The organism is Streptomyces kebangsaanensis, from assembly GCF_001906585.1.
In the GTDB taxonomy this organism is placed as follows: Bacteria; Actinomycetota; Actinomycetes; order Streptomycetales; family Streptomycetaceae; genus Streptomyces; species Streptomyces kebangsaanensis.
Genome location: NZ_JUJA01000068.1, coordinates 9,511 through 22,543 on the forward strand (window position 1 = coordinate 9,511; position 13,033 = coordinate 22,543).

A 13,033-nucleotide genomic window follows, 5' to 3' on the forward strand; every position below is an offset into this window, starting at 1 on the left:
GGAAGCCCGACGCCTGCTCGGCGGGTGTCGAGGTCTGCCGGCTCGTGGCAGGGGTACGACTCCAGCCCATCGGGGCCGGGGCGGTACTGGGTTCCGAATTCCTGCGGTTGCCCGCTGTTGATCAGGGCACGGTCGTGCAGGTGGGCCCACTGCTGCATGGAGGCGTCACCGGCCTGGGCAGCCCGTTGCAGCAGGCGGGCGGCGACTCGCTGGAAGTCGGGTACGTCGTCGGCATGCAGGGCGAGCTGCCAGGCGGCACGGGAGGCATTCGGACCGACGAGGCGGTGGCCGGGCCAATCGTGATCGGCCAGGATGCGTCCGAGCATCTTGGCGTTGACGTGGTCGGTGTGCCGGCCTTGGCCGAGGTGAACGGAGTCGAGCTGGTTGCGGACGCGCCGTGCCCACCGTTCGGCTGCCTGCTCGGCGCGGGCCAGCAGTTCGCGGGCGAGGTCGGGCCGGAGCGGTTCTGTGGCCGTCATGAGGCGCCCCCACTGCCGGCTGGGCCTTGGTGCGGGGGAGCGACGGTGCAGGCGATCAGGGGCGCGAGCCGAGGGCGCAGCTCGGCGGGGAGTTCCAGACGGACCCTCCGTTCGCCATCGGCGCCCGGGCCCGTCCCCTGGATCGCCCAGCCCATGTTCTTCAGGCGATCGAGGAATCGGGCGATCGGGTCGACGCTGAGGTGGTGCCGGGCCAGGGCCTCCGCACGGACGTACGGCAGGCCACGGCGGGCGGCGTAGTCGGATGCCCATAAGGTGATCAGCCTGATCACGTCGTCCGAGTGCCCGGGCAGGGTGTGGACGTGGCCGAGAAACAGGGCGGGGTGGCTGACTCCGTGAACGCCCCAGTGCGCGTAGTCGGCCCTCTCGTCGAGGATCATGCAGCCGATCAGGACGTCGTCCTCGAACAGCCCCACAGATCTGCACCGGGGGTCGCGGAAGAGGGCTGGGACGTCGCTGCGGGCGGGGACGGGCAGGCCGCGATGGGTGAGCCAGCCAAGGCGTTCCTCGACGAGAGCCGCGGCCTCCGCCCGCTCGGCGCCGGTGTGCAGGGAACGCATCTCGTAGGCGGACCCGGGAAGGGCTGTGGTACCGGACGACTCCTGGCGGTGCCGGTCGGGCGCGAGGGGGGTTCTGGCCGTGCTCATCGGCTTTCTCCGTTCGGCGCCGCGGCGTTCTGCCCGGTTCCGAGCAGGTTCCAGGCGTGGGCCAGGACGACGAGTTCGGCGGCGTCGGTCGTCTCGGTCGCGGCGAGCAGCGCATCGAGCGCGGAGCGATAGTCGGCGGGGGCGATGCGCGCGGCCAGGGCGACGTCGGCGATCGTGCTCTGCTCGGCGACGGCTCGCAGCAGCCGCTGCTCGTCCGGGCTGAGGTCCGGCGCCGGCTTGTCCGTTGAGAGTGGGGCGGTCTCTTTCGAGAGGAGGAGGGAGTGCACGAGAACCGGGAGCGGGCACCGGGGCGGGCAGTGGAGCTTGTCCCGCATCTCGCGGATGTACTGCCGGATCGTGGCGGCGGACAGGCCGGTCTCGACGGCGATCTCGCGCGGCGCGAGGCCGCGTACGAGGTGCTCGGCGACGCGCCGTTCGGCGGGCGTGAGCGGTGTGGTCGGAGCGGGGGCGGTCACGGTGGTCTTCCTCGGTGTTGTGGTGATCAGCGGGTGTCCGGCCGCAGGTGGACGGGCAGGGTCACGTGTCCGTTGCTGATCAGGGTGGGCAGCGGTCGCAGTGCGCCGGCGGGGACGGCGAGGCGGATCTCGGGGAAGCGTGCGAAGAGCAGGCGCAGGGCGGTGGCGACCTCGAGGCGGGCGAGTGGGGCGCCGAGGCAGAAGTGCACGCCGTGGCCGAAGGCCAGGTGGTCCTTGGTGGGCCGGGTGACGTCGAAGCGGTCGGCGGACTCGCCGTGCCAGTCGGGGTGGCGGTTGGCGGCGGCGTAGGAGGCGAGGATCGCCTCGCCCGCGGCGATCATCTGCCCGTCGGGCAGGGGGATGTCGGTGAGGGCGTAGCGCAGGGGCAGGTGCTTGACGGCGGGTTCGTGCCGCAGGGTCTCCTCGACGACGTCGCTCCAGTCGGCCCGGCCGGCGCGGAGGTGGCCGAGCTGCTCGGGGTCGGTCAGCAGGGCGGTGATCGCCTGGTCGATGACGTTGACGGTGGTCTCGTACCCGGCACTGATCATCAGCAGGAGCGTGTCGCGCAGTTCCTCGTGGCTGAAGCCGCCGCCATCGCCCTCGTCGTCGCGGGCCGCGATGAGCAGGGAGGTCAGGTCGTCGCCGGGCCGGGCGCGCTTGGCCGCGATCAGCTCGTCGAGGGCCCGGTACAGGGCGGCGGTGTTCGCCGCGGCCTGCTCGGCGGTGAGGGTGGTGGCGAAGACACCGTCGACCACGGCGCGGAAGCTGTGGCGCCGGTGCTCGGGGACGCCCATGAGCCGGCCGATCACCGCGATCGGCAGCGGGTGGGCGAGCCGTTCGCGCAGGTCGACGCTCTCTTCGGCGGGCAGGGCTGCGAGGTCGTCGAGGAGTCCGGTGATGATCGCTTCCACGGCCGGCCGCATGGCCTGGATACGGCGGGCGCCGAAGGCCGGCGCGACCATCCGGCGCAGCCTGCGGTGATCGGTGCCGTAGGCGGTGAACATGTTGCTCACCGCGATCCACAGGGCGAGGGGCCAGGTGGGGACGGTGTCGGCGAAGGCCGGCCAGTGGGCGCGGCCGTCCTTGGAGACCCGCGGGCTGGTGAGGAGCTGCTTGAGGAGGGCGGGGTCGGTGATCGACCAGGCGGTCACGCCGAGGAGGTCCACCCGGGTGGCCGGGCCGCGGGCCCGCAGGACCTGGTGCTCGGCGTGGTGGTCGGACGCCTCGGGGTCGAGGACGAGGATCGGTTGCTTGGACACAAGGGCTCCGTAAGTTGTTAGGCGGCCCGGGAGGGCCGGATGTGGCTGACGTGGACTTGCCAGTTGTGGCTCTGAAGGAGTGGCCGTCCGGCTCTCCGGGGCGCCTTGGCTCCTTCAGCGGGTGGTCGGGACGAGGACGGGCAGGGCTTCCAGGGCGCGGTGGAAGGGGCCGGGGCGCCAGCGCAGCTCGTCAGCGGGGACGGCGAGGTCCATCTCCGGGAACGCGTCGGTGAGGTGGCTGATGGCGGTCTCGGCGATGAGGTAGGCGTGGGAGCGGGCCGGGCAGGTGTGAGGGCCGGCACTCCAGGCCAGGTGGGCACGGTTGCCGGCGATGGCACCGGTGGGCAGTCCGAGGGTGAGCGCGGGGTCGTTGTTGCAGGCGGCCATGGAGATCACGACCGGCTGGTGCGCCGGGAGCAGGGTGCCGTCGATGTCCGCGGGGTAGGGCGGGTAGGTGATGCAGTAGTTAGCTAGGGGCGGGTCCGTGTAGAGGACGGTGTCGAGGGCGTCGCGGATGGTGGACTGGGCGGCGTGCAGGGAGGTGGAGAACTCCTCGTCGGTGAGGAGCTTGCGGCAGGTGTTGACGATGAGGTTGGTCAGGGGCTCGATTCCGGCGCCGTAGAGCGTGATGAGCTGGTGGGCCGTCTCCCGGTCGTCCAGGTGCGCGGGGTGGGCCATCAGGCGGGTGGTGATGTCGTCGGCTGGCTGGTGTCGGCGCAGGGTGACGAGGTCGGCGACGGCCTGGTCGAGGATCTGATTGCCGCGGGCGGCGTCGGTGACGTTGAAGACGCGGGCCATGCCGTCGGCGATCCGGGCGCCGATCTCGTCGGGACAGCCCAGCAGAGTGCTCAGGACCCGGAAGGCGATGGGGAACGCGTACTGGCTGACGAGGTCCGCGCGGCCGGCCGTGCGGAAGTCGGCGATGGCCAAGTCGGCGACCTTCTCCACGAGCGCGCGCAGCCCGTGCTGATCGATCGCGTCGAGGCCGGCGGTGTTGGCCGAGCGGTAGCGGGCGTGCTCGGCACCGCTGCTGCGCAGGGCGTTGGGCCGCCATTCCATCATCGGCCGCACCGGGCAGGAGGCCGGCACCTGCTGCTGCCACACGCGCGGGTCTGCGGGGAAGCGCAGCGGGTCGTTGAGGATGCGCCGGGCCTGGGCATAGCCGATCACCAGGGTCGCGGGGATGCCCGGGGACAGCTCGACAGGCACCAGCGGACCGTGGATCTTGCGCATGCGTTCGTATGCGGCGTGCGGATCGTCGGCGAACTCCGGTGAATACAAAGGGATTCTGTCCGGCCCGGTGAGGGATCCGGTGCTGGTGGGGGTCATGGCCGGGGCTCCAGGGATGCGGCGGCGCGGGACGCGGTGAGGTACTCGGTGAGGGTGATGAGCGCGTAGAGCGAGGAGGTGCGGTCGCGGGCGTCGCAGGTGGTCAGCGGGGTATCGGGATGGAGTGCCAGGGCCTGGCGGAGTTCGGTTTCCGCATACGTCGGGGCGTTGGGGAAGGTGTTGATCGCGACGGCGTACGGGGTCTTCTGGGCTTCCAGCAGGTCCAGGGCTCCGTGGCAGGCATCCAGGTCCCTGGTGTCGGCCAGGACCAGGCAGCCCAGTGCCCCCTCGGCCAGGTCCTCCCACAGCGGCTGGAACCGCAGCTGTCCCGGCAGCCCGAAGAGGTAGAGGACGAGCCGTCCGCCAGCCAGGTGGAGGCGGCCGAAGTCCATGCCCACCGTGGTCGTGGTTTTCTCCGGCGTCCCGCGCAGGTCGTCCACGCCGACACTGTCGATGGTGATGGGTTCTTCCATACGCAGCGGGGCCACTTCGGACACGCTGCTGATCAAAGTCGTCTTGCCCACCCCGAAGCCGCCGGCGACCACGATCTTGGCGGACTCGGTCACCGTGGCGGGCACGAAGGTGACGGGCGGGTCAGACCAGTTCGCGTAGTCCATCGAGAACCCTTTGCATGAGGTCGGTGTCGGGCCGGTCCGAGACGGCGGGAGCGGGGCTGGCCAGGTGACCGGTGTCCATCAGGCCGGAGACGAGGATCCGCACGGTGGAGGGCGGCATCTGCAGGGCGGCGGCGATGTCCGCCACGGCGAGCCCACCGCGCCCCGCGGCGAACAGCCCCATCACCTGCCGGGCGTCGGGCCCCAGTTCGTTCGTCGGGCCGGTCGCGGCGATGACCACACTCTCCAGGCGCACGTCCCGGCGAGGGCGGACCCGCCCGCCCGTGCGGACGTAGGGCCTGACGATGTCCGGGTCACGCCGCGGCCCGGTCATGCCGCCGGTCCCCCGCCCGCCAACCGCGAGGCGCGCTCCTCGGTGCCGAGCTGCTCGCCCACCCGCACCGCGAGCTGCGCCATGTGGCGGCTGATCAGGCCGACGTCGGCGTGCGGCCCGGTGGTGCACACCGACAGCGTCGTGTTGCGCCCGGCCGCGGTCGTCAGGCCGATGTTCTCGACACACTCGATCATCTGCTGGCGCACACCGCCGCCATCGGTGAACTCGTCCCACGCCCTGGCCGCGGCGCGCATGGCGGCGGTCAGCGCGGCGAACTTCTCGCCGCCCTCCTGGTCGATCGTCTTCGTGCGTGCCTTCAACAGCCCGTCGCTGCTCATCAGCACGGCGTACCGGACGCCCTCCACGCCGCCGAGATGCTCGTCCAGCAGCCAGCCGAGGGGGTTGTTGTCGTGGCCGTCCATGGTCAGTTTCCTTCGGTCTCAGGGTGAGTGCTCGGCCTCTGACGGCCGAGGCGGGTGCCTTCCAGCCAGGCGGCGGCCACCTCGGGCCGCCCCGGCTCCACCGATGGCGGAGCGGATGCCGGGCGCGCGGACGCGGCCGGGTGCGCAGCCCGCCGGCGGACGGTGAGCCCGCTCGCCGTGGTCGCCCGGCCCGCCGGCGGCTCGGCCGGCCCCGGCTCCCGTGGCGGCGCCGACGGCACCGGGGCAGGGGCGACAGGCGCCACCGGCGGTGGGGGCGCGGTCAGCAGATTCCGCGGCAGCACGATGAAGGCGCGGGTACCGCCGTAGACGTTGGGGGCCGTCACCTCGACCCGGTATCCGTAGTCGGCGGCCAGGACGGCCGCCACCCGCAGCCCGGTCTGCGGATAGGCGCCCAGGTTGGTGATGTCGTCGCGCTCCGCACTGGACATCACCCGGCGGGCCCAGCTCAGCCGCTCGTCCTCCATCCGCAGTCCGGCGTCGTCCACGATCAGGAACACGGCGTCGCTGCCGTGCTCGACGGAGACGTGCACCCGGGCGTTGGGAGGCGAGTAGCGCAGCGCGTTGTCCAACAAGATGGCCAGGGTGTGGACGACCGCCTCCACGGCCCGGCTCTCCACCGCGAAGGTGTCCAGGTCGGCGTGCTGCACGCGTTGGTATCCCTCGACGCGGCCCATGGCCGCGCGTACCACGTCCGAGAGGGAGGTGGCGGGATGGCGCCGCGAGAGCTTGTCGCCGGCCAGCACCGCGTATCCACTCGCGGTCAGCAGCATCTGCTGGGCCAGGTGGTCGATCTCGACCAGCGTCTCGTACGCCTCGTCCGAGACGTGCCGACGCACACCGCTACTGATCCTCGTGCTGAGCCTCGAGGCCCGCTCCACCGTGCTGGAGGCGAAGGCCCGCACTGCGGCGCGGGCGACGTCGACCGCCTCCTTCCGCACCTGGGCGACCCGCCCCTCGGCCTCCCGCCGCGCCTGAGCCAGCCGTTCCTCGGCCGCAGCATGGGCCCACTGCCCGGTGGCGGTGATGGCCGCAGTGACCTGGTCGGCCAGCGTATTGACCGCGTCGCCCATCGCGGTGCCCGCCAGTTGGGACGGGACCGCCAGATCGGCCTGGTGCGGTCGTCCGGCCCGCGCCGCGGCAGAAGCGGCGGGGACCACCGTGGCGGCGAGGTAGCCGACGAACTGCTCCGCCAACCGCGTCTGCTGGGCGACCTCTGCCGCGTGCCCGCGCTCCCTGGCGGCCAGCTGCTCCGCCCGACGCACCCGGCGGTGAAAGCGCGCGGCCAGTGTTGCACCGGCGACGGCAACCAGTACGGCGAGAGCGAGTATCAGCACAGTCATCAGACCCTCGCGAGAATCGTGGAAACCCCGGGCCGCGAGCGGGGGGCGGAGGTCATCGGCACCTCACCGGCCACGTCTTCGACGGTGCGGATCACTCGGACCATCCCGTCGCGAGGCGGCATGAAACCGGTGACCCGAGCCGTGTCCCTGAGCGTGCGCCACACCGGTTCCAGGACGAGCGAGTCACCGCGGTATCGCCGCTCGGCTGCCGTAGTGGGGCTGGCGACAGCGGCGTCCGAGGTCGGAGCGATGCGCCCGGTGCCGTGCTTCTGCGTGCCGGGCAGGGCCGTGAAGACGGCAGCCGAGTCAAAACGGGGCAGGCACAACCAGTCCAGTGAGCTGTCGTCGCCGACATGCGCACCTGTCTGCATGTCGCCGATCAGGCTGTGCTGCTCGATGTGATTCATCGTGTCTGTACTCCGTAGGACCCAGGGTTTCCGGGGGTGGGTGGCCGCCTCGGCGGCCTGCGGGTGCATTGGGGGCGTTCAGCGGTCGGGGCTTACGAGTCCGCCTGATACGCAACTGAGGCATCGTCGTCTTCGGCGGTCGGTGCGGGCGGCTCCGGGGACTGGGGTGTTCCGAGGAGCACGAGGCCGGCCATCGCTCCGACGATCACCGTGATCAACACGGCGCCTGCGACGGTCATGTCTGCGGCTCCACGCCCTGAACGGGGACGAGCCCCAGAGGACACTTGGGCATCACGTTCGGGGCAAGGAAGCGGCGAGGACCACGGTGATCAGCGCGACCGTCAAGACCAGTACCCGCAACGTGTTCCGACCGGATCTCCTTGACCGCTTCCCGGACGACGGGGTTGAGGGCATCCCCGCACGGTCGATCCGCTGGGCAGCGCTGACAAGGTCGAGCGTTGCCTTGGCCAGCTGGACCAGGTGAACCCTGCTGGGCAGATACCCCTCGGGCGGGTCGGCCCAGCTGAGTTGCTGTGCACTGATCAAGGCGGGGTCGTCAACAGGCACAACGGCACCGAGCCGGCTGATATGGCCACGCAAGCGTGCGGCGAGACACTCCACGTCCTCGGGTGTCTCGGGAAGGGACGAGTTGTCGTCGAGGACCAAGGCAACGGTCTCCGCCGCCGCCACGGTGAGATCACGCCCCATTACGCCCACCGAACTCGCGAGGCGGAGCCGGGCGACGCCGAAGGAAGCCATCGGGAGGCGCGGAGCCGACGAGGAAGGCATGACGGAACTCCTAGGTGGAATCAGCCAAGTTGCACACGGAGATGCGTAGTTGACGGTTGGCCGGCGTGCGAAGTGCGTGATGAAGCAACTACGTTGAGCGAACCGTGATTCTTCGTCGGGGGAAATCCCCGCACGGCCGGCAAGGCCGTCAAAGGCGTCAAAGATCATTTCGGAACCGAGGGGCAGACCATGGCCCGTGAACGCAACGCCGCCCTCGCCGCGCTCCTGAAGGAAGCAGGCTGGTCCCAGCCCCAGGCAGCCGCCGCAGTTGCCCGCGTTGCTGCGGAGAGCGGGGTACGCGAACTGCAGGCGATCTCCCGCTCGCACATCGCCATGTGGATCCAGGGCACGCGCCCGAGCGGGCAGGCGCCCCATATCCTCTGCGAGACGCTGTCCCGCAGACTCGGCCGCCGCCTCACCCTGGCCGAGATCGGGCTGGAAGGGGAGCCGGCCGAGCGACCCGACTCCGGTTCCCACTGGAGCGTCGACCCTCTGACCGCGCTGGCCGAGCTGGGAAGCGACGACCTGGACATGCACCGACGCAAGATGCTGGCGACCGCCGCCTACTCCGCCGCCGGCCTCGCGCTGCCCGCTGCTTCGTGGTGGGCAGCTGCACCCGCCGCGGCGGCCAAACGCCCCGCAGTCTCCTCCCGGCAGGTCACATCGGCCGACATCGACGACATCCGGGAGCTGACCAGGTTCTTCTCCGCCCGCGACCAGCAGCGCGGTGGAGCCTCGGGCCGCTCGGCGCTCGCCGGTCACCTGCGCGACGAGGCGGTGCCACTGCTGGGCAGCAGATTCGCCACCGAGCGGATACGCCGGGACGCCTACTCGGCCGTCGCGGAAATGACCTACCTGGCCGGATGGATGGCCTTCGACGCCTCGGAACACCGCACCGCGCAGCGCTACCTCACCCTCGCGGCCCGGATCGCCGCCGAGGCAGGTGACGGGCCGCTCGGCGGCCACATCCTCCGAGCCCTGGCGCACCAGGTCGTAGACCTCGGACACCCTCGCAACGCCCTCGACCTGGCGGACGCCTCCATGTCCCGCGACCGCTACGGCCGGGCCGGCTACAGGGAGAAAGCCCTTCTCGCGATCGTCCACGCCCGAGCCCTGGCGGCAGGCGGCGACCGCACCGGCACCCTGGCGGCCATCAACCGCGCCGAACGGGACCTCGCCCGTGCCGACAACGACGACGCCCCCAGCCGCGTGGGCTTCTTCCAGGAAGCCTCGCTGGCACACGAGACCGCCTGCGCCCTGCGCGACCTCGGCCGGCCGCGCGACGCGGAGATCCACTTCCAGCGCAGCGTCGCCACCCGCCGGCGCCAGCTCTATACCCGCACCCACAGCGTGACCCTCGGATACCTCGGCGCGGTCCAGGTCCAGCAGGGCCGCCTCGACGAGGCGTGCGCCACCTGGGCGCAGGCCCTCGACGCGATGTCCGGCGTGCACTCCGGCCGTGCCCGAGACGTCATCGTCCGCATGCGGCGCGACCTTTCGCCCGTACGGCAACGCGGTGGCCGGCACGTCGCGGAGCTGGACCGCCGGGCACGCGAAATGCTGCGCACCATAGGCTGACTCCGGACCAGGACGGCGTCGCCGCCAGCACCAGGGCGCCGCCTCAGAAGCGCTGCCGAGGGAGAGGAACGAGCGGTGACCATATACGAGGTCAAGCCGATCGCGACGGTCGTCGGGGGACACACCCATGTGCAGGATGACTACCAAGGTGGAGTCAAGTCGATCATTCGGCTCAACGACGAGTACCCACTCGAAACACTCCAGGGAATCGAGGAGTTCTCCCACCTGACGGTGACGTGGCGCTTCCACCTGGCGCGGCCCGAAGATGTGCAGCTCCACGCGCGCAGCCCCCGAGGAAACGAGCGTTGGCCGGCGACGGGGACGTTCGTCCACCGAAATCACCGGCGGCCGAACCAGCTCGCGATCAGCTACCCACGGCTGCTCGACGTGGACGGCCGGGACCTCCTGGTCACCGACCTCGATGCCGTCGATGGGACGCCCGTGATCGACCTGGCGCCGTACTTCCAGCAGATGGGCCCCCGAGGAGCCGTACGTCAGCCGACCTGGCCCGGTGAGATGCTCGACCCCACGTACTGGAGGGATGCAACCGAACGCCCGTGACGTCGGAACCTGAAGGTGCTGATGGCACGCGACCCTGAGGTTGCTTGTCATCAGCTCACCGCCAATGCAAGTTCGCACCACGTACTGGCGCCGTCGTCGCTGACACCCCAGGAGCCCCGTCGGGCACCGGCGATCGCCTGCACCAACAGCAAGCCACGGCCGTGCTCGTCTTCGTCACAGGGTTTCCACGGAGTGGGCCGATGGCTGGGGACTCCGTCGTGGACGTTGATCCGCAAGCAACCGTTGCGGAGGGAGAGCGTCAGGGTTACCTCTCGACCGCGGCTGTGCTGGACCGCGTTGGTTACCAGCTCGGAGACGATGAGCACGGCGTCGTCCGCGAAGCAGGACAGGCCCTCTTCGACCAGATGAGTCCGTGTCAACTTGCGCATCTCTGCGACCCGCAACTTGTCAATGCCTACGGGGGGTTGACCTGGTCCGCGCTCAGCTATCTGAAAGGTGTGGCTCAACAGGTCAGCATTGGCAATGAGAGGGCGAAGCGGTGGTTCGGCAGTCGTTGTCATCACGTCCTCTTGGGGGCCTGGAGGACCGGCCGGGCGGCGGCTGTCGCCCTACGAGGGGTGGTCCGCTCGCTGCCGTGGCGAAGACGGGATGGGCATGGGCCAAACCGCGTCGTCGTGGTGCCGCGCACGTCCTTCCCCTCTCTGCAGCGACAAGGTGATCACCGCATCCGACTGAGCGGTCGGCGCAGTGGGCATGAGTGTGGGACCAGGACGCACCTGTGCTGATCTCTGCGGCGATATCTCTGTAGAGATACGGGATCCCGCATATCGTGTGGACCGTCGGGAAGTTCGACCCAGGGGGCCGCGCCATGAGACCGCCGAACCGCGTATGCGAGAGGTGTGCGACCGAGCTGAGTCAGTACAACCCCGACGCCCTGTGCGCCCTGTGCGCAAAGGCAGGAACGGCACCGGGAGTGCCCGATCGCGCCTGGCGCGACGAAGCCGTTTACCGGGCCCTGGCCGCTTGGGATTTCGGCGAGCTGCTGCGCCTGGTACGCAAGCGATCCGGCTTATCTCAGATGGCCGTGCGCGAACTGACGGCGCTACCTCAGTCGTTCATTTCCGGCCTCGAACGCGGTCAGAAGCAGATCGGCAGCCCCGCCACCCTTCTCGACCTTCTCAACGGCCTCGGCCTGCCTTCCGACCTGCAGCCTTTGCTGCTGACCCCCCTACGCGGCGATGCGCCGAAACCCGGTCATAACCTCTCCGCAGAGGCCGTACTGCCTTGGACGGCGGATCGTATGGTGACGTCACTTGAAGTGGCCATCGGAGGTACCACCATGAAGCGCCGCCGCGTGCTGACCGCCCTGAGCGGAGCCGCACTCACCCAGTACGTCTTGCAGTCCGCCATCGCTCCCGCAGAGGCCGTGGCCGCTTCTTCCGGTACCACGACTGTCACCGACGCCCTGATCGATTCGCTTCAAAGCACCACCGACGCACTCCGCCAGATGGACGCCACCAGCGGTAGCGGAACCCTCGCCCACACCGCGAAGACACACCTGCGGATGCTCCTGCACCTGCTCAAGCAGGGCTCCTACAACGGGAGTTATGGACGTCGCTTGGCTGCCGTCACCGCAGACACGGCAGCCCAGACTGGCTGGTACACCTTCGACAGCGGTGACCACGACACCGCCCAGCACCTCTTCCTTGGCGCTCTGCGGGCAGCCCACGCTTCGGGCGACTCCCGCCTGCGCGCCGGCGCTCTCGGTTTCCTCGCCATCCACGGTTACTCCGCCGGCGACCCGCGCGACGCCATCACCGCCGCCCGTACAGCGCGCCAGGCAATCACCGATCACGACGCCCCCGCCCTGAACGCCATGCTCCTCACCCGCCAGGCTCGCGGCCACGCCCGACTCCGTGAAGAGCGCCACGCCTTGGCCGCGCTTGCCGAAGCCGAAGAACTCTGTGCCCGCGGCCGGGGCGAGGACGATCCTCACTGGCTGTACTGGATCAGCCCGGGGGAGATCCTCGGACAGACCGGAAGCTGCTACCTCGACCTGGGACAGCCATCCCGGGCAGCCCAATCCTTCGCCGCGGCCCGCGACGTGCTCAGCCGGGACGAGACCCGAACCACCGCTCAGTTCCTCTCCCGAGCCGCGACCGCGCAGATGCGCGCCGGCGACGCCGACGCCGGCTGCGCCACCGCCCATGACGTCCTGACCCTCGCCGAAGGCATTCAATCCGCCCGCCTCGACGACCACCTGCGCACCATGCTCCATGAGGCGCGCTCCTACGGTGCCTCCTCAACCGCCCGGGACCTGCTGGATCGTGGGGAAAGCGTTATGCGTCAGCGAGCCGCCGCATGATCCTGGTTCTCTGGGACATCGACCGCACCCTCCTGTACACCGGCGACACCGACCGGCTGGTCTACCGGGAACTCTTCGAGGAGGTGGTGGGCCGGCCTGCCGAGCGTCTGCCCGCCCGGGGAACCGGGGTGACGATGCCCCTCGCTGTCCGGGAGCTGCTGTGCGCGAATGCAGTGGAACCCGAGCGGATCGAGGAACTCGCGCAACGCATCGTGCAGCGTATGCCTGCACAACTGGAGCGTCACCGTGGCGATCTTTCTCGCACCGGGCAGGTCATGCCCGGTGCACCCGCCGCCCTTGCCGCCGTGCACCAAGAGCCCGGGCTGGTTCCCACCGTCGTCACCGGCAATCTGCGGGGCAGCGCCGAGATCAAGCTCAAGGCTCTTGGCCTGGACGAGTATCTCGACCTCGGCATCGGCGGATACTCCTCCGA

At 70.3% G+C, this 13,033-nt stretch carries 16 protein-coding genes; 4 read left to right on the forward strand and 12 right to left on the reverse strand.

Annotated elements, in window-relative coordinates; genetic code table 11:
- The 11 genes from RH94_RS39500 to RH94_RS42895 form a co-directional block, all read right to left on the reverse strand.
- Positions 1 to 479 (reverse strand): DUF6624 domain-containing protein (locus RH94_RS39500; RefSeq protein WP_199880909.1); only part of this gene is annotated, 479 nt, incomplete at its 3' end.
- Positions 476 to 1,144: a hypothetical protein gene (locus RH94_RS09570; RefSeq protein WP_234425655.1), complete on the reverse strand. Its 669-nt coding sequence runs from the start codon at positions 1,142 to 1,144 to the stop codon at positions 476 to 478. The genes RH94_RS39500 and RH94_RS09570, both read right to left, overlap by 4 nt.
- Entirely contained in the window at positions 1,141 to 1,620 is a 480-nt protein-coding gene (locus tag RH94_RS09575; protein ID WP_073947194.1) for a LuxR C-terminal-related transcriptional regulator, read from the reverse strand. The genes RH94_RS09570 and RH94_RS09575 overlap by 4 nt, the downstream gene beginning before the upstream one ends.
- 26 nt (positions 1,621 to 1,646) lie before the next feature.
- Positions 1,647 to 2,879, reverse strand: coding sequence for a cytochrome P450 family protein (locus RH94_RS09580; RefSeq protein ID WP_073947195.1), 1,233 nt, complete (start codon positions 2,877 to 2,879; stop codon positions 1,647 to 1,649).
- 114 nt (positions 2,880 to 2,993) lie between these two features.
- Positions 2,994 to 4,208, reverse strand: coding sequence for a cytochrome P450 (locus RH94_RS09585; protein WP_073947196.1), 1,215 nt, complete (start codon positions 4,206 to 4,208; stop codon positions 2,994 to 2,996).
- Positions 4,205 to 4,825, reverse strand: coding sequence for a GTP-binding protein (locus RH94_RS09590; protein ID WP_073947197.1), 621 nt, complete (start codon positions 4,823 to 4,825; stop codon positions 4,205 to 4,207). Before RH94_RS09590 ends, RH94_RS09585 begins: the two co-directional genes overlap by 4 nt.
- Positions 4,803 to 5,156, reverse strand: a complete 354-nt coding sequence (locus tag RH94_RS09595; RefSeq protein WP_073947198.1) for a DUF742 domain-containing protein — start codon at positions 5,154 to 5,156, stop codon at positions 4,803 to 4,805. The genes RH94_RS09590 and RH94_RS09595 overlap by 23 nt, the downstream gene beginning before the upstream one ends.
- A complete protein-coding gene (locus RH94_RS09600) occupies positions 5,153 to 5,578 on the reverse strand; it encodes a roadblock/LC7 domain-containing protein (RefSeq protein ID WP_073947199.1) in 426 nt (141 codons plus the stop codon). The genes RH94_RS09595 and RH94_RS09600 overlap by 4 nt, the downstream gene beginning before the upstream one ends.
- 2 nt (positions 5,579 to 5,580) lie before the next feature.
- Entirely contained in the window at positions 5,581 to 6,939 is a 1,359-nt protein-coding gene (locus tag RH94_RS09605; protein ID WP_073947200.1) for an ATP-binding protein, read from the reverse strand.
- Complete coding sequence (locus tag RH94_RS09610) at positions 6,939 to 7,415, reverse strand: trehalase-like domain-containing protein (protein WP_324614254.1); 477 nt, start codon at positions 7,413 to 7,415, stop codon at positions 6,939 to 6,941. Before RH94_RS09610 ends, RH94_RS09605 begins: the two co-directional genes overlap by 1 nt.
- Positions 7,416 to 7,637: 222 nt before the next feature.
- The gene (locus RH94_RS42895) at positions 7,638 to 8,303 is read right to left on the reverse strand and encodes a DUF6415 family natural product biosynthesis protein (protein WP_234425656.1); all 666 of its coding nucleotides are present in this window, start codon (positions 8,301 to 8,303) and stop codon (positions 7,638 to 7,640) included.
- Between the two features lie 21 nt (positions 8,304 to 8,324).
- Here RH94_RS42895 and RH94_RS09620 point away from each other — a divergent pair, with 21 nt between their 5' ends.
- Complete coding sequence (locus RH94_RS09620) at positions 8,325 to 9,713, forward strand: tetratricopeptide repeat protein (protein WP_199880910.1); 1,389 nt, start codon at positions 8,325 to 8,327, stop codon at positions 9,711 to 9,713.
- A gap of 75 nt (positions 9,714 to 9,788) precedes the next feature.
- On the forward strand, positions 9,789 to 10,274 hold the full coding sequence (locus RH94_RS09625; protein WP_073947202.1) for an SAM-dependent methyltransferase: 486 nt from the start codon (positions 9,789 to 9,791) through the stop codon (positions 10,272 to 10,274).
- Between the two features lie 50 nt (positions 10,275 to 10,324).
- Here the strand turns inward: RH94_RS09625 and RH94_RS09630 are convergent, their stop codons facing one another.
- Positions 10,325 to 10,663 carry an ATP-binding protein gene (locus tag RH94_RS09630; RefSeq protein ID WP_073947203.1) on the reverse strand — a complete coding sequence of 113 codons (339 nt, stop codon included), beginning with the start codon at positions 10,661 to 10,663 and terminating at the stop codon, positions 10,325 to 10,327.
- Between the two features lie 440 nt (positions 10,664 to 11,103).
- Between RH94_RS09630 and RH94_RS09635 the strand changes: the two genes are divergently transcribed.
- Together RH94_RS09635 and RH94_RS09640 are read left to right on the forward strand one after the other, a co-directional pair.
- Positions 11,104 to 12,600 (forward strand): helix-turn-helix domain-containing protein, encoded by a 1,497-nt coding sequence (locus RH94_RS09635; RefSeq protein WP_073947204.1) that lies wholly within the window; start codon positions 11,104 to 11,106, stop codon positions 12,598 to 12,600.
- On the forward strand, positions 12,597 to 13,033 hold a 437-nt coding region (locus RH94_RS09640; RefSeq protein ID WP_143203986.1), incomplete at its 3' end, for an HAD family hydrolase. The genes RH94_RS09635 and RH94_RS09640, both read left to right, overlap by 4 nt.

What these genes read in the sequence shown, in the direction of transcription:
- RH94_RS09570 (WP_234425655.1), bottom strand. Translation starts at nt 1,144, where the DNA reads ATGAGCACGGCCAGAACCCCCCTCGCGCCCGACCGGCACCGCCAGGAG.
- RH94_RS09595 (WP_073947198.1), bottom strand. Translation starts at nt 5,156, where the DNA reads ATGACCGGGCCGCGGCGTGACCCGGACATCGTCAGGCCCTACGTCCGC.
- RH94_RS09590 (WP_073947197.1), bottom strand. Translation starts at nt 4,825, where the DNA reads ATGGACTACGCGAACTGGTCTGACCCGCCCGTCACCTTCGTGCCCGCC.
- RH94_RS09610 (WP_324614254.1), bottom strand. Translation starts at nt 7,415, where the DNA reads ATGCACCCGCAGGCCGCCGAGGCGGCCACCCACCCCCGGAAACCCTGG.
- RH94_RS09585 (WP_073947196.1), bottom strand. Translation starts at nt 4,208, where the DNA reads ATGACCCCCACCAGCACCGGATCCCTCACCGGGCCGGACAGAATCCCT.
- RH94_RS09605 (WP_073947200.1), bottom strand. Translation starts at nt 6,939, where the DNA reads ATGACTGTGCTGATACTCGCTCTCGCCGTACTGGTTGCCGTCGCCGGT.
- RH94_RS09600 (WP_073947199.1), bottom strand. Translation starts at nt 5,578, where the DNA reads ATGGACGGCCACGACAACAACCCCCTCGGCTGGCTGCTGGACGAGCAT.
- RH94_RS09620 (WP_199880910.1), top strand. Translation starts at nt 8,325, where the DNA reads ATGGCCCGTGAACGCAACGCCGCCCTCGCCGCGCTCCTGAAGGAAGCA.
- RH94_RS09635 (WP_073947204.1), top strand. Translation starts at nt 11,104, where the DNA reads ATGAGACCGCCGAACCGCGTATGCGAGAGGTGTGCGACCGAGCTGAGT.
- RH94_RS09630 (WP_073947203.1), bottom strand. Translation starts at nt 10,663, where the DNA reads ATGCGCAAGTTGACACGGACTCATCTGGTCGAAGAGGGCCTGTCCTGC.
- RH94_RS42895 (WP_234425656.1), bottom strand. Translation starts at nt 8,303, where the DNA reads ATGATCTTTGACGCCTTTGACGGCCTTGCCGGCCGTGCGGGGATTTCC.